The organism is Methylobacterium sp. EM32 (genome assembly GCF_040593685.1).
In the GTDB taxonomy this organism is placed as follows: Bacteria; Pseudomonadota; Alphaproteobacteria; order Rhizobiales; family Beijerinckiaceae; genus Methylobacterium.
On the sequence record NZ_JBEXZS010000224.1, the window covers coordinates 1 to 24723 of the forward strand.

A 24723-nucleotide genomic window follows, 5' to 3' on the forward strand; every position below is an offset into this window, starting at 1 on the left:
ATCTAAGGTTGAAATCAGTACCCGCAGAGGCGTGGTTTTGAGGCTTGATTTCAACCTTTGGTACGCACGAATCAAATCCGTTAAGGCCGTAGCCCGCAGAGGGGGGAGGGATAAAAGCCGCGCCTTTTCCTTTCCCCGCTCGCGGGGAGAGGAGAATGCTCACGGCGCGGGGTGCCTCACACCGCCACCCTGAGCGAACTCACCTTCCCCGCCACCGCGAACCCCGCCTTGCCGGCATAGCCCCCGACGATCGCCTGGCGCTCGGTGTGGCTCAGCACGTCCTCGATCCGGGAAAACCCCGCCGGGGCCCGCTTCTCGACCTCGTCGATCACCCGCTCCGGCCCGCCCTTGCGGTTCAGCAGCACGATCTCGGCGGTCTTCGGCCGGCGCTCGGCCTCATAAGAATGGAGCGCCTGCATCGGGTGCTCGGCGCCCGCCAGCGCGTCGCCGAGCGCCCGGGCGTCGAGGATCGCCTGCGAGGCGCCGTTCGAGCCGACCGGGTACATCGGGTGGGCGGCGTCGCCGAGCAGCGTCACCCGGCCATGGGTCCAGCGCGGCAGCGGATCGCGGTCGCACATCGGGTATTCGAAGATCTGCGGCGTCGCCTCGACCAGGGCCGCGAGGTCGAAATCCGGCAGGGCGAAGCGCTTCGCGTAGGGCAGCACCTGCGAGCGGTGGGCGGGGCGCGACCAGCTCTCCTTCGGCGGCGGCGACACCTTGCCGTCCGCCATCTTCACGAACACCACCCAGTTCATGAGCTGGCGCCCGCCCCCGGCCTCGGCGATCGGGTAGAGCACGCATTTGGCGCCCATCCCGCCGCCGATCGCCATGGTGCGGCCGTCGCCCCACGGGCTCCACTCGGTGGCGCCGCGCCACATCAGCACCCCGTCCCAGCGCGGCGGGCCCTCGTCGGGGAAGAATTTTTTTCGCACCACCGAGTGGATGCCGTCGCAGGCGATCAAGATGTCGGCCCGGATCGTGCGGCCGGCATCGCCCCGGAGCGAGTCGGTGAAGTGGGCCGTGACTGCGCCCTCGTCCTGGAGGAAGCCGGCGAGGGACAGGCCGGTCTTTACCGCATCGGGGCCCAGGCGCTCGCGCACCGCGTCGTAGAGCACGGCTTGCAGCCGCCCGCGGTGGATCGAGAATTGCGGCACCGGGTGGCCGGCCTCGATCCCCCGCGGCTCGCGCCAGACCTCCTGGCCCTGACGGTTGAAATAAGCGAGCTCCTTTGTCCGGATCGCCACCCGGTCGAGGGCCGGCAGCAGGTCGAGCTCGGCGAGCTCGCGGATCGCGTGCGGCAGGGTGTTGATGCCGACGCCGACCTCACGGACCTCCGAGGCCTGCTCGACGATCGTGGCGCGGATGCCGCGCCGGTGGAGCATCAGGGCGGTGGCGAGCCCGCCGATCCCGGCGCCGACGATGAGGACGCGCATCGCCTCACTCCGCGTCCGGCGGCGGCAGGAAGTCGACCTCGTGCTTGGCCGAGATTGCCACTACGTCGGCGGGGTTCGCCTGCGGCCCGAGATTGTGCAGAGCCCAGAACAGGTCGTAGAGCCGGCGCGCCGGCGAGACCCAGAAGAAGCACTTCACGTCCGCGTCGGAGCGGTTGAACAGGCCGTGCGGCTGGCCCCGCGGCAGCCGGATCGTGTCGCCGGGCTCGGCCACGCTCTCCTGCCCGTCGAGCACGGCCGTGAGCCTGCCCTGCAGGATGTACAGGAACTCGTCCTGCGTCGGGTGGATGTGCGGCGGCACGAAGGTGCCGGGCGGGAAGGTGGCGTGCCAGGACAGCGAGCTCTCGGAGAGCTGCTTCGGCACGTAGATCTGGCCGAGGATGTTCCAGCGGACGCCCTCGATGCCTTCACCGGCGCGGGTGATGCCTGCGGTCATGGGGGTCATGCGGTCACTCCTTCAACAGATGTTTCACACATGAAGGAACCGGTCCTTCACCTCCGGCGCCTGCCGGAGCGCGGCGCTGGTGCCGGTCCAGACCACGCGGCCCTTCTCGATCACCACGTGCCGGTCGGCGAAGCGGGCGAGCGCGTCGACGTTCTTGTCGATCACCAGGATCGCCTCGCCCTCGTCCTTGATCGCCCGCAGGCAGGCCCAGATCTCCTCGCGGATCAGCGGCGCCAGCCCCTCCGTCGCCTCGTCGAGGACGACGAGGCGCGGGTTGGTCATGAGCGCCCGGCCGATCGCCAGCATCTGCTGCTCGCCGCCCGAGAGCTGGTCGCCGCCGTTGCGCCGCCGCTCCTTCAGGCGCGGGAACAGGCGGTAGACCGCGTCCAGGCTCCACTTGGCGCCGCGCCCGCCGCGATGCGTCGCGACCAAATTTTCCTCGACCGAGAGGGTCGGAAACACCTGGCGCCCCTCCGGCACCAGGCCGAGGCCCCGCCGGGCGACGAGGTGGGACGGGCGCCCGGCCATGTCCTCGCCGTCGATCAGGATGCGGCCGGCCCGGGGCTTCAGGAGGCCGAAGATCGACTTCACGGTGGTGGTCTTGCCCATGCCGTTGCGGCCGAGCAGGGTCACCACCTCGCCCTTGCCCACCGACAGGTCGATTCCGAACAGGATGCGGGAATCGCCGTAGGCGCTCTCCAGGCCTTCGACCGTCAGCATCAGGCCGCCTCCTCCTCGCCGAGATAGGCGGCGCGCACCGCCGGATCGGACCGGACCACCGAGGGCAGGCCGCTGGCGATCACCCGGCCGTAGACGAGCACGCTCATCCGGTCGGCCAGCGCGAACACCGCCTCCATGTCGTGCTCGATCAGCACAATGGTGTGGGTGGATTTCAACTCGCGCATCAGCCCGACCAGGATCGCCGATTCCTCCGGGCCGGTGCCGGCGAGCGGCTCGTCGAGGAGAAGCAGGCGGGCGCCCGTGGCGAGGGCCACCGCCAGTTCGAGCTGGCGCTTCTCGCCGTGCGACAGGCTGCCGGCCCGCCGCCCGGCCCGGTCGGCGAGGCCAACGCGGCCGAGCGCGTCCATCGCGTCCGCGTTGAGCGCCGTCTCGGTCGCCGCCGGGCGGAAGAACCGGAAGCTCGACCCGGACCGGGCCTGAACCGCGAGGGCGACGTTCTCCAAGACCGAGAACCCGTCGAGGATCGAGGTGATCTGGAACGAGCGGGCGAGGCCCCGGCGCACCCGGGCGACCATCGGTAGGGCGGTGACGTCCTCGCCGGCGAGGTACACGCTGCCGGAATCGCTCGCGAGGCTGCCGGAGAGCTGGTGGATCAGCGTGGTCTTGCCGGCGCCGTTCGGGCCGATGATGGCGTGCAACTCGCCCGACGCCACGTCGAGGCTGACGTCGTCGGTGACCTTGAGCGCCCCGTAGGACTTGCGGAGGTTCCGCACGGAGAGGAGCGGGGTCACGCGCGCCTCCCGAGCTTCGCGGCGAGGCCCGCGAGGCCGCCGCGGGAGAGGAGCACCACCGCGACCAGCATCAGCCCGAGGCCGAGGCGCCAATGGTCGGAGTAATGCGCCAGCACCTCCTCCAGCGCGATCAGCGCCGCGGCTCCGGCGACCGGCCCGATCAGCGTGCCCATGCCGCCGAGCACCACCATGACGATCAGCTCGCCCGAGCGCTGCCAGCTCATGTAGGCCGGCGAGACGAACTCGGCCTGGTTCGCCAGCAGCACCCCGGCGAGGCCCGCGATGGCGCCGGCGATGACGTAGGCGGTGAGCCGGTAGGGTAGGGGGGAGAAGCCGATCGCCTGCATCCGCACCGCGTTGTCGCGGCTGCCGCGCAGGACCCGGCCGAAGCGCGAGGCGACGACGCGGCGCAAGGCCAGGAGAGCGACAGTCAGCACCGCCAGCACGCAGTAGAACAGGGCCGGATCGCCCGCGATCAGCCGCATCCCGAACAGGGTCGAGCGGCCCGACAGGGGGAGCCCGTCGTCGCCACCGTAAGCCGCGAGCGAGACCATGAAGAAATACGCCATCTGCCCGAAGGCCAGCGTGATCATGATGAAGTAGACGCCGCGGGTGCGGAGCGAGATCGCCCCGGTGACGAGGGCGAAGAGGGCGCAGACGAGTGCGGCCACCGGCGCCTGGATCGCGAGGTCGCGGATGCCGTGGGCGTCCAGGATGCCGACCGCGTAGGCCCCGAGCCCGATGAAGGCGGCGTGCCCGAACGACACCATGGCGCCGTAGCCGAGGACGAGGTCGAGGGAGAGGGCGGCGAGCCCAAAAATCATCATCCGGGTCGCGGTGACGACCAGGAAGGGCAGGCCCGCGGCCTCCGCCGCAACCGGGAGGGCGGCGAGCGCGGCCAGGACCAGCCCGGCGAGGGCGGTACCGGGCAGGGCCGCTCGGCGCCGGGGCGGTTCGGCGGTGGCGCGGGCGACGAGCGTCGTCATCGGGAGCCCCGCGCCGGGAACAGGCCGGAGGGCCGGAAGAACAGCACGGCGGCCATCAGGATGTAGATCAGCATCGGGGCGAGCGTTCGCCCGGTCTGCGAGGCGGATGACGCATCCATCACGCTGCGCAGCAGGATCGGCCCGAAGGTGCGCCCGAGCTGGTCGGCGAGGCCGACGAGGAGGCCGGCGACGAAGGCGCCCCGCACCGAGCCGACGCCGCCGATGACGATGACCACGAAGGTGAGGATCAGCACCGAATCACCCATGCCGGGATCGACCGAGAGGATCGGCGCCACCATCGCGCCGGCAAAGCCCGCCAGCATCGCGCCGAGCCCGAACACGACCAGGAACAGCCGCCGGATGTCGATTCCGAGCGCCGCCACCATCGGCCCGTTGCTGGCCCCGGCGCGAAGCCGCATGCCGAGCCGCGTGTGGTTGACGAGGAGGTGGAGCCCGAGGGCCGTCGCGAGGCCGGCGGCGATGATCGCGACCCGGTAGAGCGGGTAATGCAGGGTCCCGACGAGCCGGACCGAGCCCGACAGGACGTCCGGCACCGGCACGCTCATTGGGGCGGCGCCCCAGACGATGCGCACGCCCTCGTTGAGGATCAGGATCAGCCCGAAGGTGGCGAGCACCTGGTCGAGATGGTCGCGCCCGTAGAGGTGGCGCACAACCAGGAATTCGAGGGCCAGCCCGAAGACGAGAGCCGCGGGCAGGGCGAGCAGCAGGCCGAGGCCGAAGTTGCCGGTGGCGGCGGTGAAGGTCGCGGCGAGATAGGCGCCGATCATGTAGAGCGCGCCGTGGGCGAGGTTGATGAGATCCATCACCCCGAAGATCAAGGTCAGCCCCGCCGCAACCAGAAAGAGCAGGATGCCGAGCTGGACGCCGTTCAGCGCCTGGATCAGGAACAGGTTGAGCATCACACGACCCGATCGCGCGGGGTTTGCCCCTCGGCCTTTGCCACCCTCCGCGTCATCCCGGGGCCGCGCAGCGGAGCCCGGGATCCAGAACCGCAGGTGATGCAGGAAAGGGTGGAACGGCTCCGCTTCATCCGGCGACCTCCGCGGTTCTGGATTCCGGGCTCCGCTTTCGCGGCCCCGGAATGACGAAGAGCTCTACGACCAAATCCTACTTCATCTTGCACTCGGCTGCGTAATTGTCCTGATAGTTCGAAAAGATCTTCTCGGCGATCTGGGTCTCGTACTTGCCGTCCGGGCGCTTGGCTGCCTTGACGAGGTAGAAATCCTGGATCGGGTAGTGGTTGTTGCCGATCTTGAAGTTGCCGCGCAGGGACTGGAACTCGGCGGCCTTGAGACCGGCGCGCAAGGTGTCCTTGTCCTTTAGGTCGCCCTTGGCACGCTTGATCGCGGCGTCGATCATCAGGGCGGCGTCGTAGGCCTGCATGGCGTAGGTGCCCGGCACGCTGCCGTACTTCTTCTCGTAGGCGGCCACGAAGGCCTTCGATTGCGGGTTGTCGAGGTCCGGCGCCCAGTTGGCGCCGCCGAAGTAGCCGAGAGCCGCGTCCTTCTGGGCCGGCAGGGTGCTCTCGTCGACCGTGAAGGCAGAGAGGAACGGGATGGTGCTCAGGCCCGCCTGGCGGTACTGCCGCACCAGGTTGACGCCCATGCCGCCGGGCATGAAGGCGAACACCGCATCGGGCTGCGCCGCCGAGATCTGCGCGAGCTCGGCCGAGAAATCGAGCTGGCCGAGCGGCGTGAACATCTCGTTCGCCACCTCGCCCTTGTAGGAATGCTTGAAGCCGGCGAGCGAATCCTTGCCGGCCTGGTAGTTCGGCGCCAGCAGGACGAGGCGCTTGTAGCCCTTGTTCTGGGCGTACTTGCCCAGCACTTCGTGGACCTGGTCGTTCTGGTAGGAGGAGACGAACAGGTTCGGGTTGCACTCCGCCCCGGCATAGTTCGAGGTGCCGGCATTGGGCGAGATCAGGAAGGCGCCGCCCTCGGTCACCGGGCGCACCACCGCACGCAGCACGTTGGAGAAGGTCGGCCCGACCACGAAATCGACCCGGTCGCGCTTGACCAGCTCCCGCGCCTTGTTGGTGGCCACATCGGGTTTGAGCTCGTCGTCGACCGTCACCACCTCGGTCTCCAGGCCGCCGAGCTTCTTGCCTAAGCTGTCGAGGGCCAGCAGGAAGCCGTCGCGGCCCTGCTCGCCGAGCACCGCCGAGGGGCCGGACAGCGTGAACATCAGCCCGACCCGGACCTTCTCGGCCCCTTGCGCGGCCGCGGGGCCGGCCAGCAGCGTGGCGCCCATCAGGGCGGTCGCGAGGCGGCTGGCGGCGTTCCGGATCGGCGTCATCCCGTGTGTCCCCTGGTCTGTCGAGAGCATCGACGGCACTTGTCCGGCGTGATGCGGCCGAAGTCGAGTCGGCGCGTGGGACGAGAGCGGCGCTCTTTCGTCGGATCCCGGCCCGCCTCACGAGGAATACTTTACGCATGAAATATCGCCTGGCAACCGTGTCTGGCGACTTTTTCGCCCTGCTGCATCACTGTGCAGTGCAGCGTGCAGAATGCTGAAAAACAAACCTTTTTGCTTGGTGCATTGCAGCATCGTCGTGGTGCGGCAGGAGCGGGGACCGGAAACCGGCCGGGCCGTCCCGCGATCCACCATACCCCCTCTTGCGCCGCGATATTTCAAGGTTAAAGTTTCTCGGCCGGCGCGCCCGCCGTCACGAACAGGAGGCCTCCATGCGCGTCACGGTGATCGGCGGCGGACCCGGCGGGCTCTACTGCGCGCTCCTCACCAAGAAGCGCCGGCCCGGCTGGCAGGTCGAGGTCTACGAGCAGAACCAGGCCGACGACACGTTCGGCTTCGGCGTGGTGTTCTCCGACGAGACCCTGCACGAGTTCCTATCGCGCGATTCCCGCTCCTTCGCCCGCATCCGCGACGCCTTCTCGTACTGGGACGACGTCGCGATCCATAAGGACGGACGGGTGATGCGCTGCGGCGGCAACGGCTTTGCCGGGGTGAGCCGGATGCGCCTGCTCCAGATCCTCCAGGAGCGCTGCCGCGAGGAGGGGGTGGAACTGCATTTCGGCGTGAGCATCCCGCCGGACCAGCTCAAAGCCCGCTTCCCCGATTCCGACGTGATCGTCGCTTGCGACGGCATCAACTCGCGCATCCGCGATCACTTCCGCGAGGCGTTCCAGCCGGAGGTCGAGATCAAGTCCAACCGCTTCTGCTGGATGGGCTCGACCCGGCCGATGGACGAGTTCAACTACTTCTTTCGCGAGACGCCGCACGGCATCGTCTGCGCCCATACCTACCAGTACGAGCCCGGCCGCTCGACCTGGGTGTTTGAGATGGATGAGGCCTGCTGGCAGGGCCACGGCTTCATCGAGACCGACGAGGAGGGCTCGCGCCGGATCCTCGAAAACCTCTACGCCGAGGAATTGCAGGGCCACGGCCTGCTCCTCAACCGCTCGACTTGGCGCCGCTTCCCGCGGATCTTCTGCCAGAGCTGGTCGCACGACAACATCGTGCTCTTGGGCGACGCCAAGGCCTCGGCGCATTTCTCGATCGGCTCGGGCACCAAGCTCGCGATGGAATGCGCCATCGCGCTCTCCGACGCGCTGGTGACGCACGCGGGGGAGGACGTGCAGGCGGCCTTCGCCGCCTATGACCGGGCGCGGCGCACCCCCTGCCAGGTGGTGCAGCACAATGCCGACGTCTCGCTCGCCTGGTTCGAGCACATGTACCGCTCCTGGGACATGGAGGCGGAGCAGTTCTCGATGGTGGTGATGTGCCGGGCCAAGTCCATCACCTACGACAACCTGGTCGTGCGCGATCCCGATTACGTGCGGGCGGTGGACGACGCGTTCTACGCCCGCCTCCACGCCGAGACCGGCGAGGATTACCGGACGAGCCGGCCGACGCCGATGTTCACGGGGCTCTCTTTGCGGGCGATGCGGATCCCGAACCGGGTCGCGATGGCGCCGATGGCGCAGTACTCGGCGGACGAGGGCGGCAACCTCACCGACTGGCACTTCGTGCACTACACCTCGCACGCGCTCGGCGGCCCCGGCCTGCTCTTCACCGAGATGACCTGCCCGTCGGCCGACGCCCGCATCACCCCGGGCTGCCCGGGGCTCTGGACCGACGCGCACGAGGCACAGTGGACCCGCATCGTCGACTTCGTCCACGCGCACACCGACACGAAGATCGTGATGCAGCTGGGACATGCCGGTCGCAAAGGCTCGACGCAGGTCGGCTGGGAGCGGATGGACCGGCCGCTGCCCGAGGGCAACTGGCCGATCGTCTCGGCTTCCCCGATCCCTTATCTCGATCGCGTGAGCCAGGTGCCGGACGCGCTCGACCGGGCCGGGATGGACCGGGTGCGCGACGAGTTCGTGCGAGCCGCCGCGCGGGCGGCGCGGGCGGGCTTCGACATGCTGGAACTGCATTGCGCCCACGGCTACCTGATGGCCTCGTTCCTCTCGCCGCTCACCAACACCCGCACCGACGCCTATGGCGGGTCGATCGAGAACCGCCTGCGCTTCCCCCTCGAGGTTTTCTCCGCCATGCGGGCCGTCTGGCCGGCGGAGCGCCCGATGTCGGTGCGCATCTCCGCCACCGACTGGGCCGAGGGCGGGATGACCGAGGCCGACACGGTGGCGGTGGCCGAGGCCCTGCACGAGGCGGGGTGCGACCTCGTCGACGTCTCGGCCGGTCAGACCGTCGCCGACCAGAGCCCGGTCTACGGCCGGATGTTCCAGGTCCAGTTCGCCGACGCGATCCGCAACCGCGGGCACAATCGCGCGCCGATGGCGGTAATGGCGGTCGGCGCGATCACGGAAGCCGGCCAGGTCAACACCATCCTGCACACCCGCCGGGCCGACATCGTGGCGCTCGGCCGGCCGCACCTGTGGAACCCGAATTTCTGCCGCCAGGCCGCCGCCTGGTACGACGCCCGCACCCAGTCCTGGCCGAAGCCCTACCTCCCGGGCCGCGACCAGGCCCATCGCGAGTTGCCGAAAGCGCGCGAGCAGGAGATCGCCCTGCGGCGCAAGGCCCGGCCGCGGCCGCACCAGGCCGGCCAGGCCGCTGCGGAATAAAGAACGCTCAAGTGCTGTGCATCGCCTGCACAGTCGATCGGCGGCGATGACGATTCTCGCCATGATCTGACGCTTCGTGCGCCAATGACTTTTTTCTTAAGTAAGGACTAACGAAGCCGCTCGTATGCATGGTCACGCCTCGATTCCCGAGGCGTGACCATCGGATGCCGGGCAGTCGCGGGATGAAGTTGTCAATCAAGCACGTCCTGATCGGGACGATCATGACGCTGATGCTGTTCAGCGTGGCGCAAGGCGGCAACGGCATCTTGCGGCTGGTGACGCTGCGGGACGACGTGGTCGACATCGCCCGGACCCGGATCCCGGCTTCGAACCTGATCAACCAGATCTACGCCGAGACGCAAGGTTACCGGATCAACCTCTACCGCTTCGTGGTGACCTCGACCGACGATGCCGCCTACGACCGCAACGAGCAGGCCCTGACCGACAGCCGCAAGGCGCTGATCGACCTCCAGGCCAAGTACGAGCCGCTGATCTCCGGGCCGGAGGAGCGGGCGACCTTCGCGCGCTTCGTCGCCCGGTGGAGCGACTACCTCGAGGGCCAGAAGATGGTGACCGGCGCGATGGCGGCCGGCGACCAGGCTACGGCGCTCGCGACCCTGACCAGCGCTCAGATGAGCGGCACCAACGCCGAGGCGACCGGCGCCCTGAAGGCGATCGTGGCGATGAATGCCGGCGCCGCCCTGGCGAGCGCCGAGCATAGCAGCGCCAGCGCCGAGGGCGGCATCCTGGCGGCGGCGGTCATGACCGCGCTCGCCTTCGCGGCGGCGATCGGCGCGGTGATCTTCAGCCTCCTCGGCATCGCCCGCCCGATCGCCCGCATGACCGCCGCGATGGGCCGGCTGGCGGCCGGCGACGTCGCGGCGGCGATTCCGGGCGCGGCCCGGCGCGACGAGATCGGTGCCATGTCGGCGGCCGTGCAGGTGTTCAAGGACGGGCTGATCCGCGCCCGCGCGCTGGAGGAGGAGACGGCCCTCGCCCGCGCCTCGGCCGAGGAGCAGCGCCGCGCCGGCATGCGCCAGATGGCGGACGCCTTCGAGCACGCCGTCGGCGGCATCGTCGGCCAAGTCTCGGCCTCCGCGACCGAGCTCCAGGCCACCGCCCAGACCATGACCGCCACTGCGACGCAGACCGCGGCCCAGTCCACCGCCGTCGCGGCCGCCGCCGAGGAAGCCTCGTCGAATGTCGGCACCGTGGCGGCGGCGGCGGAAGAGCTCGGGGCCTCGGTCCAGGAGATCGGCCGCCAGGTCGACGGCTCGGCGCGGCTGGCCCAGGCCGCCGTCGCCGAGGCCGGCCGGACCGCTCACCAAGTCCGCGCGCTGACCGAGGCCACTTCCCGCATCGGCGACGTCGTCGGGCTGATCTCGTCGATCGCCGCCCAGACCAACCTCTTGGCGCTCAACGCCACCATCGAGGCCGCGCGGGCCGGACCGGCCGGCCGCGGCTTCGCGGTGGTGGCGGCAGAGGTGAAGGAGCTGGCCGGCCAGACGGCACGAGCCACCGAGGAGATCACGAGCCAGATCGCGGCGATCCAGGCCTCGACGGGTCAGGCGGCCGGGGCGATCGGGCAGATCACGGCGCGGATCGAGGAGATTTCGAGCGTGGCCACCTCGATCGCGGCGGCGGTGGAGGAGCAGGGCGCGGCGACACAGGAGATCGTGCGCAACGTCAGCCAGGCGGCGGCCGGCACCGGCGAGGTGACGGGCAACATCGCCGGCGTGGCGGGCGCGGCGGAGGAGACCGGGGCGGCGGCGAGCCAGGTGCTGGGCGCGGCCTCCGAGCTGTCGCGCCAATCCGAGCATCTCTCGGCCGAGGTCGCGCGCTTCCTCGATACCGTGCGGGCGGCCTGAGCCCGTTCGATCGATATCAATGAGAGCCTGATTGATTGGGCTCCACAGGGTCAACACCCTCCGCGTCATTCCGGGGCCGCGCAGTGGAGCCCGGAATCCAGAGACTCAGGTTGCGCAGGACAAAGCGGAACATCCTCCGCTTGATCCTGAACCATCCGTGGTTCTGGATTCCGGGCTCCGCTGCGCGGCCCCGGAATGACATGCAGGGTGTCAACTCTGTCGGCTTCAATCGAACAGGCTTCGAAAATTCATTCCGGGTTCCATCTCGCGGCCCCGGAGCGACGGGTGGGGATAGGAGAGCCACCCCCTAGACCGCGGTCTCACGGCGGGTCGCGCTCGATCCAGGCCGGGTCCATCGCCGTCATCTCCTCGTCGAAGGGCGCCGGGCCGGGCGCCTCGCCGCGGATCAGGGTCTCGGCCTCGTCGTGGTCGACGTCGCGCATCTGCTCGGCGAGGAGCGCGAGGTAGCTCGCCGCGGCGGCCGTGCCGAACAACTCTGCGAAGCGCGCATGGGCCACCGCCGTCATCGTCTCGGCCACCGCCTCCGGCGGGCTGCCGGCCTCGACGGCGTTGTCGAACACCGCCCGCCAGGCGCGCGACAGGCGCTCGCGCAGTTCGAAAGTATCGTCCACGACGGATCGGCCTCTCCGGGCCGGGAACGGCCGCGCCGGAGTATGGGCCGGTGGGCCGGCGGTTTCCAGGCGGGGGAGGGGTGCCAACAGGGCCGTCTCGATGCGATACCGCGCCGGCGGTCCTCAGCCGCAGGGAGAGCCCCATGAAACTCTACGGCACCAGCCTGTCGCCTTTCGTCCGCAAGGTGCTCGTCGTCCTCGCCGAGAAGGGCATCGAGGCCAAGCACGTGCCGCTGCGCTTCCACGATCCCGATCCGCGCTTTCGCGCGGCGAGCCCGTTCGGCAAGATCCCGGCCCTGGAGGACGACGAGTTCCGCCTCGCCGATTCGACGGCGATCATCCATTACCTGGAGCGCAAGCATCCGGAACCGGCGATGCTGCCGGCGGCGGCGCAGGATCTCGGCCGGGCGATCTGGTTCGACGAGCTCGGCGATACCGAGCTGTTTCCGCTCCTGGTCAAGCCCTTCGTGCAGCGGGTGCTGCGGCCGCAACTCATGAAGCAGCCCTGCGACGAGGCGGTCGTCGCCAAGTGCATGACCGAGGAATTGCCGCGGCCGTTCGACTATCTGGAGGGCGTGATCGACGGGCCGTTCCTCGTCGGCGGCGCGTTCAGCCTCGCCGACATCTCGGTCGCGACCGGCTTCCACAACCTGCATCTCGCCGGCGAGGCGGTCGATGCCGGACGCTGGCCGCGGCTCGCTTCCTATGTCGCGGGCATCCTGGAGCGCCCGTCGTTCCAGACGGCGATCGCGGCCCGGCAGGGCTGAGGCGGGACGAGGGGGCGGGCGACCGTCCCCTCTCTCAGCGCCCCGTCATCTCAGCGCCCTTTGGCGCTGCGGCGGTAGAAGCCGTCGACCTGGGACTGGGCCTCGGCCCGGTCGCGCTCGTTGGCCGCCGCCATCGCCTGCTCCTGCAGGGCGACGATCCACTGGTCCTTCGGCCCCTCAGCGGCGTCGCGGGCCAGCGTCAGCCAGGCGAGGCCCCGGGCGCGCTGCACCGTGACGCCCTGGCCGTTGATCAGGAGCTGGCCGAGCAGCGCCTGCGCCGCCGGGTGCCCCTTCTCGGCGGCGAGGTTGAACCAGCGCGCCGCCTGGCGCGGATCCTGGCTCACCCCGGTGCCGTCGAGGTAGAGCCGGGCGAGGTTGTACTGCGCGTTCGGGTCGCCGTAATAGGTCGCCGCGTAGTTGAACATGTCGTAGGCGCGCTCGACATTCGCGCGGACGTAGGAGCCCTTGATCCCGTCGAGGAAGTAGCGGCCGAGCGCCGTGAAGGCGCTCGCCACCACGCCGGCATTCGGCGCCTCCGGGCCCTCGTCGGCGTTCTCGTCGGCGATCTTCGAGAAGAACTCGAACGCCTTGAGGTCGTCGTGCGGGACGCCGTCGCCCTCCGCGTACATGCGGCCGAGCTTCCACAGGGCCAGGGCGTGGCCCTGGCCGGCGGCGTATTCGAGGGCGCGCGCCGCGCCCTCCTTGTCGCCGGCATTGTAGTCGCGCATGCCCGTCCGCATCGCCTCGCGGGCGTTGCGGTAGCCCACGGCCGCGGGCACCGGGGTCCGCACCGCGGCGTCGAGCGCCGCGGCGGGGCCCGCCCCGGCCATCGTCAGGCCGAGGAGCGCGAGAAGGAACCGGCGGCCCGCCCGCTGGGGCAGGCCGGCCTCAGATATCCGCATAGGAGAGCGTCTCCTGGGCCCCGCCCGGATGCGTCACCGCGCCCGTCACCGCCGGGCCGACGGTCTGCGCGTACTTCCACAGGTAGCCCGAGGTCGAATCGTTGGCCCGCGGCTGCCAGGCCGCGCGCCGCTTCGCCAGCTCGTCGTCCGTGAGGTCGACCGAGAGCGTGCCCTGGACCGCGTCGATGCGGATCATGTCGCCGTCCTGCAGGAGGCCGATCGGGCCGCCCACCGCGGCTTCGGGCCCGACATGGCCGATGCAGAAGCCGCGGGTGGCGCCGGAGAAGCGCCCGTCGGTGATGAGCGCGACCTTGTCGCCCATGCCCTGGCCGTAGAGGGCGGCGGTGGTCGCCAGCATCTCGCGCATGCCGGGGCCGCCCTGCGGGCCCTCGTAGCGGATCACCAGGACCTCGCCCTCCTTGTAGGTGCGGTTCTTCACCGCCTCGAAGCAGGCTTCCTCGTTGTCGAAGACGCGGGCGGGACCCGCGAAGGTCTGCTTCTCCGGCGGCATGCCGGCGACCTTCACGATCGCGCCCTCGGGAGCGAGGTTGCCCTTGAGGCCCACCACACCGCCGGTCGCGGTGATCGGCTGGCTGGAGGGGCGCACCACGTCCTGGTTGGCGTTCCACGCCACCTTGGCGAGGTTCTCGGCGATGGTGCGGCCGGTGACCGTGATGCAGTCGCCATGCAGGTAGCCGCCGTCGAGGAGCGTCTTCATCAGGAGTGGGATGCCGCCGACCTCGAACAGGTCCTTGGCGACGTAGCGCCCGCCGGGCTTCAGGTCGGCGATGTAGGGGGTGCGCTTGAAGATCTCGGCGACGTCGAACAGGTCGAACGAGATGCCGCATTCATGCGCGATCGCCGGCAGGTGGAGCGCTGCGTTGGTCGAGCCGCCGGAGGCCGCCACCACGGTCGCGGCGTTCTCGAGCGCCTTGCGGGTGACGATGTCGCGCGGGCGGATGTTCTTGGCGAGCAGCTCCATCACCATCTCGCCGGCGGTGGCGCAGAACCGGTCGCGGATCTCGTAGGGGGCGGGGGCGCCGGCCGAGTAGGGGAGCGCCAGGCCGATCGCCTCGGAGACGGTCGCCATGGTGTTGGCGGTGAACTGCGCGCCGCAGGCGCCGGCCGACGGGCAGGCGACCTGCTCCAGCTCCTCGAGGTCGTCGTCGCTCATCGCGCCGACCGAGTGCTTGCCGACCGCCTCGAACAGGTCCTGGATGGTCACCGGCTGGCCCCGGAAGGTGCCGGGCAGGATCGAACCGCCATAGATGAAGACGGAGGGCACGTTGAGGCGCACCATCGCCATCATCATGCCGGGCAGGGACTTGTCGCAGCCGGCGAGCCCCACGAGCGCGTCGTAGGCGTGGCCGCGCATGGTGAGTTCCACCGAATCGGCGATCACCTCGCGGGACGGCAGCGAGGCGCGCATGCCGCGATGCCCCATGGCGATGCCGTCGGTGACCGTGATGGTGCAGAACTCGCGCGGGGTGCCGCCGGCGGCGGCGACGCCTTTCTTCACCGCTTGGGCCTGGCGCATCAGCGAGATGTTGCACGGCGCCGCCTCGTTCCAGCACGAGGCCACGCCGATCAGCGGCTGGTGGATCTGCTCGCGGGTGAGGCCCATGGCGTAGAGGTACGAGCGGTGCGGCGCACGGTCCGGACCCTCGGTCACGTAGCGGCTGGGCAGCTTCGATTTGTCGGTGGTGTGACGCGCGTCCATGGCCCTGTCCCGTACCCGTAGTTTCTTGAATGGCCGGTTTTTCCCCGGTCCCGCTCCCTGCGCCGCCCTGGGACGGCTCCGTGAAACGAACCCGTTTGACGGGGTCATCCGCCAGCGTCGCCCGCGATCCCCGGGGGGACCCGGATGACCACGATAAATCGCTGTGGGGACAGTCGCTTAACGTGGCGGTTGAGGTGCCGCCGGTTTATGGCGGGATCGCGGCGGCGTGAGGGGCGGTCTGGGGCAAAGCTGGGATGCTTTCGCGGTGTTGCGACCCCGCCACAGCTAAGCTTGCGGTGTAGGTCTGACATGCGAGGCGGTCGGTCGTCGGCATGGGTGGGAGAGTGCCGGTTCTTTGTGCCCGGGGTGAGGCGCGAGCCGTGCGGGAATGTGGCTCGCCGGGGGACGGCGTGGCGCGATCGGGCGGGGCGGGCGTGATGTTTCGCATCGTTCCGGCAGGTCACTTTGCAGCAGCGATCCCACCGAACAGGGTCATCCCGGGGCCGTGCAGCGGAACCCGGGATCCATAACCGCCGACGTTTCAGGACGAGGCGGAACGCGATCCGCTTCATTCTTCTTCGGCAGCGGATATGGATCCCGGGTTCTCGCCTTCGGCGAGCTCCGGGATGACGATGGAGGGTGTCAGGGTTGTCGGTCGAAAACTGGCTTGCCCACCCTCACGCCGAGCGCGGCGCCGCCACCCGGTGGCGCAGGCCCGCGATCACCGCCCGCAGGGTGCCCGCCTCGGTGTCCGTCACGTCGGTGCGGGCGTAGATGCGGTCGTGCACGAAGGAGAGCTTGCCGATCGTCGCCGGCGTCATCCGGAACGGGTAGAGGTCGGGCTGGCCCATGCTGCGGTTGAGCGAGTTCATCGCGAAGGTGAGCGGCAGCCAGGCCTCGATCAGCCGGCCGAAATCGGGGCTGCGATAGGGATCGAAATCGACCTTGGCCGCGAGCGTGATCGGCGCGTGCAGAGCCGGGCCGGCCTGGAGCTTCGGCTGCACCCGCACGCCGAACTGGCTCGCGGTCTCCAGCGTGTCGACGATGTGCATGTAGTGCGCCCAGGTCTCGGCAAAGTCCTCCCAGGGATGGGAGGTGGCGTAGGCCGAGACGTAGGTCTCCTGCCAGCCCTCGTCCGGGCCGTGGGCGTAGTGGCGCTGGAGCGCGGCCCCGTAATCGGCCCGCTCGTCGCCGAACACGGTGCGGAATCCGTCGAGGCAGGGATCGGCCCGCACCAGCACGTTCCAGAAATAATGCCCGATCTCGTGGCGGAAGTGCCCGAGAAGCGTGCGGTAATGCTCGCCGAACTGCGTGCGCCGGCGCTCGCGCTCGACGTCGTCGGCCTCGGCGATGTTCAGCGTGATGAGGCCGTTGTCGTGCCCGGTGAGCACCGGCGGGCCGATCAGGTAGGATTCCGCCGGGTCGACCAGGAAGTCGAAGGCGAGGCCGGCCGGGTCGTCGCGCCGTGACGCGAGCGGCAGCCGCAGGCGCAGCATGGCGTAGAACAGCCGGCGCTTGGCCGCCTCGACCTCGCGCCAGCGGGTCCGGTTCCAGGGAATCGACAGGTCCGGCACTACCCGGTTGTGGCGGCAGGCGACGCAGTAGGTCTCGCCCGAGCCCGCCGGCACCAGCCAGTTGCAGCCCCCCGATTCGCGGTTGCCGCAGGCGCGGTACTTGCGGCGCGGATCGGCCAGCCCGCGCCAGCGCGAGCCAGCCTTCAGCATCGCGGTCATGTCGGCGATCTCGGGATCGTAGCCGAGGCGACACTCGCAGCTCTCGCAGGAATCGGCCTCGAAATGGGCCGGCTGCGCGCAGGCCTGGCACTGGAAGATCTTCATCGCGGCGTCCGGACAGGCCCCGTGGAACGCCCGGGCGGGGCCTGCCTCACCAAGGAGCTTCGCCCGGCAGAGGTTCCGTTCCCGGCGGCACGGGACTTGCCTCATTTTTTCGCCCTGCCGCCCGTGATCAGGCTTCGAGATGACGCAGAGAGACGCGAGGCCCGTTCAAAGGACGCCGTCCGTGGAGCGACGCGGCGGCTGACGCGGGCCCGGCCAAGGTGTATGAGGCCAAGGCTGGATTCCACGGAACGCGCACGGACGGGCCGGCGGGCGCACCCCCTCATCTCACCAAGCAGAAGGTTCGGACTCGCCGTGTCGATCAAGGCCGCCCTGCACCACGTCACGTCCTACACCTACGACCGGCCGATCGCGCTCGGCCCGCAGGTGGTGCGCCTGCGGCCGGCGCCGCATACGCGCTCGCGGATCGAGAGCTACGCCCTCAAGGTCACGCCGGCCAACCACTTCGTGAACTGGCAGCAGGACCCCAACGGCAACTGGCTCGCCCGCCTCGTCTTCCCCGAGAAGACGACGCAGTTCCGCATCGAGGTCGACCTCGTCGCCGACATGTCGGTGATCAACCCGTTCGACTTCTTCGTCGAGGACTACGCCCAGACCCGGCCCTTCGCCTATCCGGACGAGCTGAAGGCCGAGCTCGGCCCCTACCTCGCGGTGGAGGAGGGCGGACCTGAGATCGACGCCCTGATGGCGCGGCTGCCGGAAGAGCCGAATACCGTGCTGTTCCTGGTGGCGCTGAACGCCCTGGTGCGCGACGCGGTGAACTACGTCGTCAGGATGGAGCCGGGGGTGCAGACCCCGGCCGAGACGCTCAAGAAGGCCAGCGGCTCGTGCCGCGACTCGGCCTGGCTGATGGTGCAGGTGCTGCGGCGCTTGGGGATGGCCGCCCGCTTCGTCTCCGGCTACCTGCTCCAACTCGTGCCCGACACCACCGCCGTCGACGGGCCGGCCGGCACGAGCACCGACTTCACCGACCTCCACGCCTGGGCCGAGGTCTACGTGCCGGGCGCCGGCTGGATCGGCCTCGACGCTACCTCGGGCCTGCTCTGCGGCGAGGGCCACATCCCGCTTGCCGCGACCCCGCATTACCGCTCGGCGGCGCCGATCGCCGGCCTCGCCGAGCCGGCCGAGGTCGCGTTCGACTTCGGCATGACCGTGACCCGCGTCGCCGAGGCACCGCGGGTGACGAAGCCCTTCTCCGACGAGGCCTGGGCCGCCCTCGACGCGCTCGGCGACCGGATCGACCGCGACCTCGCCGACGCGGACGTGCGCCTGACCATGGGCGGCGAGCCGACCTTCGTGTCGATCGACGATTTCGAGGCGCCCGAGTGGAACGCCGCCGCGGTCGGGCCGACGAAAAGGGGGCTCGCCGACCAGCTGATCCGCCGCCTGCGCGACCGTTTCGGCCCCGGCGGCTTCCTGCATTACGGCCAGGGCAAGTGGTATCCGGGCGAGAGCCTGCCGCGCTGGGCCTTCGGCCTCTATTGGCGCAAGGACGGCGAGCCGGTCTGGCGCGACGCCGACCTGATCGCCTCCGAGACCGGGCCGCGGAATGCCGGCATCCAGGAGGCGGAGGCGCTGATCCACGGCCTCGCCCGGCGGCTCGGCCTCGAAGCTTACGTCCAGCCGGTCTTCGAGGACCCGGAATACTGGGACCGCAAGGTCGCCGACCTGCCGGTCAACGTCACGCCCCTCGACCCGAAGGTCGGTGACGAGGAATCGCAGCGGCGGATGGTGCGGGTCTATACCCGCGGAATCGAGAACGCGGTCGGCTTCGTGCTGCCCCTCGCCAACGTGGCGATCGGCGCCGACCGGCACTGGGTCTCGGAGCCGTGGCAGCTCAAGCGCGGCGCGATCTACCTGGTGCCGGGCGATTCCCCGGCGGGCTTCCGCCTGCCGCTGGCCTCGCTGCCCTACGTGCCGCCGGGCGAATACCCGTATTACGTGCCGCAGGATCCGGTCGAGCAGCGCGGGCCGCTCCAGCCCGGCGCCGCCACCGCGGCGCCGCGCAAGCCCGTGCCGGTCGGCGTCGCGGTGCGCACGGCGCTCGCGGTCGAGCCGCGGGACGGGGTCCTGTGCGTGTTCATGCCGCCGGTCGAGCGGGTGGACGAGTACCTGGGCCTGCTCTCGGTCCTGGAGGAGGCCGCCGCCGAGATCGGCCAGCCGCTCCACGTCGAGGGCTACGAGCCGCCCTACGATCCGCGCCTGTCGGTCATCAAGGTCACGCCCGATCCCGGCGTGATCGAGGTCAACGTGCAGCCGGCCCGGACCTGGCGCGAGGCGGTCGAGATCACCACCGGTCTCTACGAGGATGCCCGCCAGACCCGGCTCGGCGCCCAGAAGTTCATGACCGACGGGCGCCATACCGGCACCGGCGGCGGCAACCACGTCGTGCTCGGCGGCGCGACCCCGGCCGATTCGCCGTTCCTGCGCCGGCCCGACCTCCTGAAGAGCATGGTGCTGTACTGGCAGCGCCACCCGTCCCTGTCCTACCTGTTCTCGGGCCTCTATGTCGGCCCGACGAGCCAGGCGCCGCGGATGGACGAGGCACGCCACGACGGGCTCTACGAGCTCGAGATCGCGCTCGCCCAGGTGCCGCCGCCGAACGGGCCGGAGGTGCCGCTCTGGCTCGTCGACCGGCTGTTCCGCAACATCCTGACCGACGTCACCGGCAACACCCACCGGGCCGAGATCTGCATCGACAAGCTCTACTCGCCGGACGGGCCGACCGGCCGCCTCGGCCTCCTGGAGTTCCGCTCCTTCGAGATGCCGCCCGACGCGCGGATGAGCCTCGCCCAGCAGGTGCTGCTGCGCGCCCTCGTCGCCTGGCTGTGGCGCGAGCCGCAGGAGGGCGGTTTCGTGCGCTGGGGCACGGCCCTGCACGATCGCTTCATGCTGCCCCACTTCCTGTGGGAGGACTTCCAGTCGGTGCTGGGCGACCTCAACCGCGCCGGCTACGCCTTCGACCCGGCCTGGTACGAGGCGCAAGCCGAGTTCCGCTTCCCGCGCTACGGCGAGGTCGAGCGCGGCGGGGTGAAGCTGGAACTGCGCCAGGCGCTCGAGCCCTGGCACGTGCTCGGCGAGGAGGGCGCCATCGGCGGCACGGTGCGCTACGTCGATTCCTCGGTCGAGCGCCTGCAGGTCAAGGTCTCGGGCTACGTGCCGAGCCGGCACGTCGTCACCTGCAACGGCCGGCGCCTGCCGATGGCCGATACCGGCCGCGCCGGCGAGGCGGTGGCGGGCCTGCGCTTCAAGGCCTGGCAGCCGGCCTCGTCCCTGCACCCGACGATTCCGGTCCACGCGCCGCTCACCTTCGACGTGCTCGACACCTGGAGCGGGCGCTCGCTGGGAGGATGCGTCTACCACGTCGCCCATCCGGGCGGGCGCAACTACGAGACCTTCCCGATCAACACCTACGAGGCGGAAGGCCGTCGCCTCGCCCGCTTCCAGGAGAACGGCCACACCCCGGGCCGGGTCAGCGTGCCGCCGGCGGAGACGCAGCGCGAGTTCCCCATGACCCTCGACCTACGCTCGCCCCATCTCCGGTGAGTGACGCCCCGGTGAGCGAGGCTCCGATGAGCGAGGCGCTGGCGGAGGCGGGGGTTCCGGCGCCGGCCCGTCCCGACGGGCCGCGAGAGGACGGACCGGAAGAGCGGCTGGCGCGCTGGACCGCGGGCTACGCCGCCCTGCCGGGCCTGCCCGACGAGCTGCTCGCTCCGGACGGATCCTTGCGCCCGGCCTGGGACCGGTTCCTGCGCCACCTCGCCGGGCTCACCGACGGCGAGATCGCCGCCCGCCTCGCGGCGGCCGGGCGGCACATCCACGAGACCGGCATCGCCTACCGGGCCTATGGCGAGGCGACCGAGCGCGACTGGCCGATCGGCGCCCTGCCGCTCCTGATCGAGGGATCGGAGTGGCAGGCGATCGCCACCGGTGTGGCGCAGCGCGCCGAATTGCTGGAGGCGGTGCTGACCGACCTCTACGGCGACGGGGCGCTCGCCCGGGCCGGCCTGCTGCCGGCGGCGGCCGCGGCGGGCGATCCGGAATTCCTGCGCCCCCTCGTCGGCGTCGCGCCCCCGGGCGGGCGCCACCTGCATTTCTACGCCGCCGACCTCGCCCGCGGGCCGGACGGCGCCTGGCGGGTGCTCGCCGACCGGACCCAGGCGCCCTCGGGTACCGGCCACGCCCTCGAGAACCGCCTCGTCATGGCCCGGGCCCTGCCGGAGGTCTACGGTGCGCTCGACGTCGAGCGCGTCGCCTCGTTCTTCCAGGCGTTTCGCGACGGGCTCGCCGCGGCGGCGACCCGGGCCGAGCCGCGCATCGGCCTGATGACCTCGGGGCCCTACAGCGACACCTACGTCGAGCAGGCGGTGCTCGCCCGCTATCTCGGCTTCTCCCTCGTCGAGGGCGATGACCTCCTGGTGCGCGACGGGATGGTGTTCATCCGTACCGTCGCGGGCCTCAAGCGGGTCGACGTGCTGTGGCGGCGCATCGACGGCGACTTCGTCGATCCCCTCGAACTCAATCCCGCCTCCCGCCTCGGGGCCCCCGGCCTCGTCGAGGCCCTGCGGTCCGGCGCCGTGGCGATGGGCAACATGCCGGGCACCGGCCTTGTCGAGAGTGCCTGGCTCGCCGCCTCGCTGCCGGCCCTGTGCGAGCGGCTGCTCGGCGAACGCCTGCGCCTGCCCGGCCTGCCGACCTGGTGGTGCGGCGAGCCTGACCAGCGCGCGGCCGTGCTGGAGCGGTTCGATTCCCTCGCCTTCCGGCTGGCCGCGGCGCCGGCGCAAGGAGCGTTCACCAGCCGGGCCTTCGGCGAGGGGCGCGACGCGGCCGAGACCGCGCGCCTGCGCGCCGTCCTGCGCGACCGGCCCGGCGACCTCGTCGCCCACGAGCCGGTGCGCCTCTCCACCGCCCCGGTCTGGGACGGCACCCGGCTCGTGCCCCGGCCCTTCGTGCTCCGGGTCTTCGCCGCGGCGACCCCGGAGGGCTGGCAGGTCATGCCCGGCGGCTTCTGCCGCATCTCCGAGACGCCGGACGTGCGCCCGGTGGCGATGGGCGCCGGGGTCCGCGCCGCCGACGTCTGGGTGCTGTCCTCGGGCCCCACCGCCGCCCAGGCGAGCCTGCTGCCCCCGAGCGACCGGGTGGCGGTGCGCCGGGTGCCCGGCCTCCTGCCGAGCCGGGCCGCCGACAACCTGTTCTGGCTCGGCCGCCACCTGGAGCGGGCCGAGGCGGTGATCCGCCTCACCGCCTGCCTCCTCGACGGGGCCGGCAGCGTCTCGATGGCGCCGGAGGACCGCGCCACCTCGGGCCGCATCCGCGCCCTGCTGCACGCCTGGGGCGCCGTGCCCTCGGCCGAGGGACCGGCGGCGACGCTCGCCCATCACGCCCTCTCGGACGGGGGGCAGTGGGGCTCGGGCCTCTCCCACGCTCTCTCGGCCCGGCGCAACGCCGCGTCGTTGCGCGAGCGGCTCTCGGGCGAGACCTGGCGGGCGCTGTCGGCCCTGCGCGAGATGCTGGAGGCGCCGGACGGCGCCGATTCGGAGGCGGCGCTCCTCGACCGGGCCGAGCGCGCCCTGTCGCTGACCGCGGCGCTCGCCGGTCTCGCCCAGGAGAACATGAACCGGGCCGGCGGCTTCACCTTCGTCGACATGGGCCGGCGGGTCGAGCGGGCGGTCAATGCCTGCCGCTTCGCCCTCGATTTCGGGGCGGCGGGGGCGAGCACCGACGATCTCGGGGTGCTGCTCGACCTCGTCGATTCCCGCATCTCCTACGGGGCGCGCTACATCCTCGGCGTGGCGCTCGCGCCGGTGCGCGACATGGTGCTGCTCGACCCCTACAACCCGCGCTCCCTCGCCTTCCAGGTCGAGCGCCTGGCCGAGCGCCTGTCCGGCCTGCCTCCTCTACGCCAGGACGGGGTGGCGGAGCTGCCGGTGCGGCTCGTTGCCGGACTCTCGGGCGAGATCGCGGCGGCGGAGGCCGCGACATTGCCGCTCGCCACCGTCGCGGAATGGGAGATGCGGCTGTGGGGGATCGCCGAGGCGGTCGGCGCCCGCTACTTCCCGGGCGGGTCGGACGCTGCCCGGCCCGAGAACCTCACCACCCTCGCGTGATTCCCCTCCATCGATGCTCTACCGCCTGCGCCACCTGACGGCCTACGCCTACCGCAACCCGGTGGGCTTCGCCCGCTGCACCCTGCGCCTCGCGCCGGCGGCGGGGGAGGGGCAGGCGCTCCTGTCGCACGAGGTGGTGGTCGAGCCCACGCCGCCGGCCGCGACCGAGCGCACCGACTTCTTCGGCAACCGTACGGTCTTCCTCACCGTCGAGACGCCGCACCGGGAGTTCCGGATCGACGCGCTCTCCCGCGTCCGGGTCGAGCGGCCGCCTCTGCCCGACCCAGCGACCGGACCGGCCTGGGAGGAGGTGCGGGAGCGGGTGCTGACCTGGCCCGGCCTCGGTCCCGACGCGGCCCTGCACTTCGCGGCGTCGAGCCGACGGGTGCCGCTCCTGCCCGAGATCACCGACTACGCCCGGGCGAGCTTCCCCCCCGGCGGCGGCGCCTATGCGGGCGCCTTCGACCTGATGCGCCGCATCCGGGCGGACTTCGCCTTCGATGCGGAGGCCACCGAGGTCGGCACGCCGCTCAGCCAGTCCTTCGCCGGGCGCCGCGGCGTGTGCCAGGATTTCTCGCACATCATGATCGCGGCTCTCAGGGGCCTCGGCCTGCCGGCGGCCTATGTCAGCGGGTACCTGCGCACCCTGCCGCCCCCGGGCCAGCCCCGGCTGGAGGGGGCCGATGCCAGCCACGCCTGGGTGTCGGTCTGGTGCGGGGAGGGGTGGATCGGCCTCGATCCCACCAACGGCATCGGCGTGCAGGACGATCACATCGTCGTCGCCCGCGGCCGCGACTACGGCGACGTCGCGCCGGTCGCCGGCATCATCGCCGGATCGGGCGCGCAGAGCCTGCGGGTCGCGGTGGACGTGGTGCCGGAGGAGGAGTGCGGGCCGGGCTGATGCGCTAGACTTCGGGGAGACGGAGGTCCCGGCCCGCGGGTGCGACACCAGCCGAGTGCCGCCGTTCAGGGCGGGACAGGGCCGGCGTGGCGAGGGAACACTGGGCCGGTTTCGGAGCCCCGTCCTCAACCTGGATCAATCTCCGGTGATTTCGGGGTGGCCGGGTGGCAATCCCTGCGTCATCGCGATCACGAAGCGGGGCCTTGATGATTATCGATTGCCCGATCTTATTGTTCTTGCTGTATCAAGATTAGTCGCGGCCCGTTACGGGCGATACCAGGCCTTACCGATATCGCCTGGAATGGGGATCCCAGGATTTAACGTGATCGGCTCGCTGCTGAAGAAGACGCAGACCCAGTCCTATCGCGGCGCACCCCGCCCCGGCTCGCCCGCCCCCGTCGCGCTGCCGCCGGCACGCTCGTCGGGCGGCACGGCCGCCGCGCCCGTGGTGCCGGTGCCGAGGCTGCTGTGGCCGGCGCCCTTGCCGCTGTCCTGGCTGATGCCCGGCTGGCCGGCGGCGCCGGTGCTGTTCGGGCTGCCGGAC

Annotated in this window: 18 protein-coding genes; 7 read left to right on the plus strand and 11 right to left on the minus strand. The window is 70.9% G+C overall.

The features are described from left to right. Window positions 1–176: 176 nt before the first annotated feature. The 7 genes from ABZT49_RS28675 to ABZT49_RS28705 form a co-directional block, all read right to left on the minus strand. Window positions 177–1433 carry a flavin-dependent oxidoreductase gene (locus ABZT49_RS28675; RefSeq protein WP_355291208.1) on the minus strand — a complete coding sequence of 419 codons (1257 nt, stop codon included), beginning with the start codon at window positions 1431–1433 and terminating at the stop codon, window positions 177–179. Between the two features lie 4 nt (window positions 1434–1437). Beyond that, a complete protein-coding gene (locus ABZT49_RS28680; protein ID WP_048442117.1) occupies window positions 1438–1896 on the minus strand; it encodes a cupin domain-containing protein in 459 nt (152 codons plus the stop codon). Between the two features lie 24 nt (window positions 1897–1920). Further along, window positions 1921–2616, minus strand: a complete 696-nt coding sequence (locus tag ABZT49_RS28685) for an ABC transporter ATP-binding protein (protein ID WP_355291210.1) — start codon at window positions 2614–2616, stop codon at window positions 1921–1923. Next, window positions 2616–3368, minus strand: coding sequence for an ABC transporter ATP-binding protein (locus ABZT49_RS28690; protein WP_355291212.1), 753 nt, complete (start codon window positions 3366–3368; stop codon window positions 2616–2618). The genes ABZT49_RS28685 and ABZT49_RS28690 overlap by 1 nt, the downstream gene beginning before the upstream one ends. Next, window positions 3365–4354 (minus strand): branched-chain amino acid ABC transporter permease, encoded by a 990-nt coding sequence (locus tag ABZT49_RS28695; protein WP_355291214.1) that lies wholly within the window; start codon window positions 4352–4354, stop codon window positions 3365–3367. Before ABZT49_RS28695 ends, ABZT49_RS28690 begins: the two co-directional genes overlap by 4 nt. Next, on the minus strand, window positions 4351–5274 hold the full coding sequence (locus tag ABZT49_RS28700) for a branched-chain amino acid ABC transporter permease (protein ID WP_355291216.1): 924 nt from the start codon (window positions 5272–5274) through the stop codon (window positions 4351–4353). Before ABZT49_RS28700 ends, ABZT49_RS28695 begins: the two co-directional genes overlap by 4 nt. A 208-nt stretch (window positions 5275–5482) precedes the next feature. Continuing rightward, complete coding sequence (locus ABZT49_RS28705) at window positions 5483–6670, minus strand: ABC transporter substrate-binding protein (protein ID WP_355291218.1); 1188 nt, start codon at window positions 6668–6670, stop codon at window positions 5483–5485. Between the two features lie 389 nt (window positions 6671–7059). Between ABZT49_RS28705 and ABZT49_RS28710 the strand changes: the two genes are divergently transcribed. After that, the gene (locus tag ABZT49_RS28710; RefSeq protein ID WP_355291220.1) at window positions 7060–9426 is read left to right on the plus strand and encodes an FAD-dependent monooxygenase; all 2367 of its coding nucleotides are present in this window, start codon (window positions 7060–7062) and stop codon (window positions 9424–9426) included. A 182-nt stretch (window positions 9427–9608) separates the two neighbouring features. After that, a complete protein-coding gene (locus ABZT49_RS28715) occupies window positions 9609–11294 on the plus strand; it encodes a methyl-accepting chemotaxis protein (RefSeq protein WP_355291222.1) in 1686 nt (561 codons plus the stop codon). A gap of 320 nt (window positions 11295–11614) precedes the next feature. Here the strand turns inward: ABZT49_RS28715 and ABZT49_RS28720 are convergent, their stop codons facing one another. Then, window positions 11615–11926, minus strand: a complete 312-nt coding sequence (locus tag ABZT49_RS28720) for a hypothetical protein (RefSeq protein ID WP_355291224.1) — start codon at window positions 11924–11926, stop codon at window positions 11615–11617. A gap of 143 nt (window positions 11927–12069) precedes the next feature. Here ABZT49_RS28720 and ABZT49_RS28725 point away from each other — a divergent pair, with 143 nt between their 5' ends. Next, window positions 12070–12693 (plus strand): glutathione S-transferase family protein, encoded by a 624-nt coding sequence (locus tag ABZT49_RS28725; protein WP_355291225.1) that lies wholly within the window; start codon window positions 12070–12072, stop codon window positions 12691–12693. A 50-nt stretch (window positions 12694–12743) separates the two neighbouring features. Here ABZT49_RS28725 and ABZT49_RS28730 read toward each other — a convergent pair whose 3' ends face one another. The 3 genes from ABZT49_RS28730 to ABZT49_RS28740 all read right to left on the minus strand — a co-directional run bounded on the left by ABZT49_RS28730 (window position 12744) and on the right by ABZT49_RS28740 (window position 17153). Continuing rightward, window positions 12744–13595, minus strand: a complete 852-nt coding sequence (locus ABZT49_RS28730; protein WP_407943591.1) for a tetratricopeptide repeat protein — start codon at window positions 13593–13595, stop codon at window positions 12744–12746. Continuing rightward, on the minus strand, window positions 13582–15315 hold the full coding sequence (gene ilvD, locus ABZT49_RS28735) for a dihydroxy-acid dehydratase (RefSeq protein ID WP_355291227.1): 1734 nt from the start codon (window positions 15313–15315) through the stop codon (window positions 13582–13584). Before ilvD ends, ABZT49_RS28730 begins: the two co-directional genes overlap by 14 nt. 677 nt (window positions 15316–15992) lie before the next feature. Beyond that, a complete protein-coding gene (locus ABZT49_RS28740) occupies window positions 15993–17153 on the minus strand; it encodes a putative zinc-binding peptidase (protein ID WP_355291228.1) in 1161 nt (386 codons plus the stop codon). A 312-nt stretch (window positions 17154–17465) separates the two neighbouring features. On the opposite strand from ABZT49_RS28740, the gene ABZT49_RS28745 reads away from it, so the two are divergent. From ABZT49_RS28745 to ABZT49_RS28760, 4 genes are all read left to right on the plus strand, one after another. Continuing rightward, on the plus strand, window positions 17466–20717 hold the full coding sequence (locus ABZT49_RS28745; RefSeq protein WP_355291230.1) for a transglutaminase family protein: 3252 nt from the start codon (window positions 17466–17468) through the stop codon (window positions 20715–20717). Between the two features lie 26 nt (window positions 20718–20743). Beyond that, window positions 20744–23278, plus strand: coding sequence for a circularly permuted type 2 ATP-grasp protein (locus tag ABZT49_RS28750; protein ID WP_355291232.1), 2535 nt, complete (start codon window positions 20744–20746; stop codon window positions 23276–23278). 13 nt (window positions 23279–23291) lie between these two features. Next, entirely contained in the window at window positions 23292–24179 is an 888-nt protein-coding gene (locus ABZT49_RS28755; RefSeq protein ID WP_355291234.1) for a transglutaminase family protein, read from the plus strand. A 322-nt stretch (window positions 24180–24501) separates the two neighbouring features. Continuing rightward, window positions 24502–24723 (plus strand): hypothetical protein (locus tag ABZT49_RS28760; protein ID WP_355291236.1); only part of this gene is annotated, 222 nt, incomplete at its 3' end.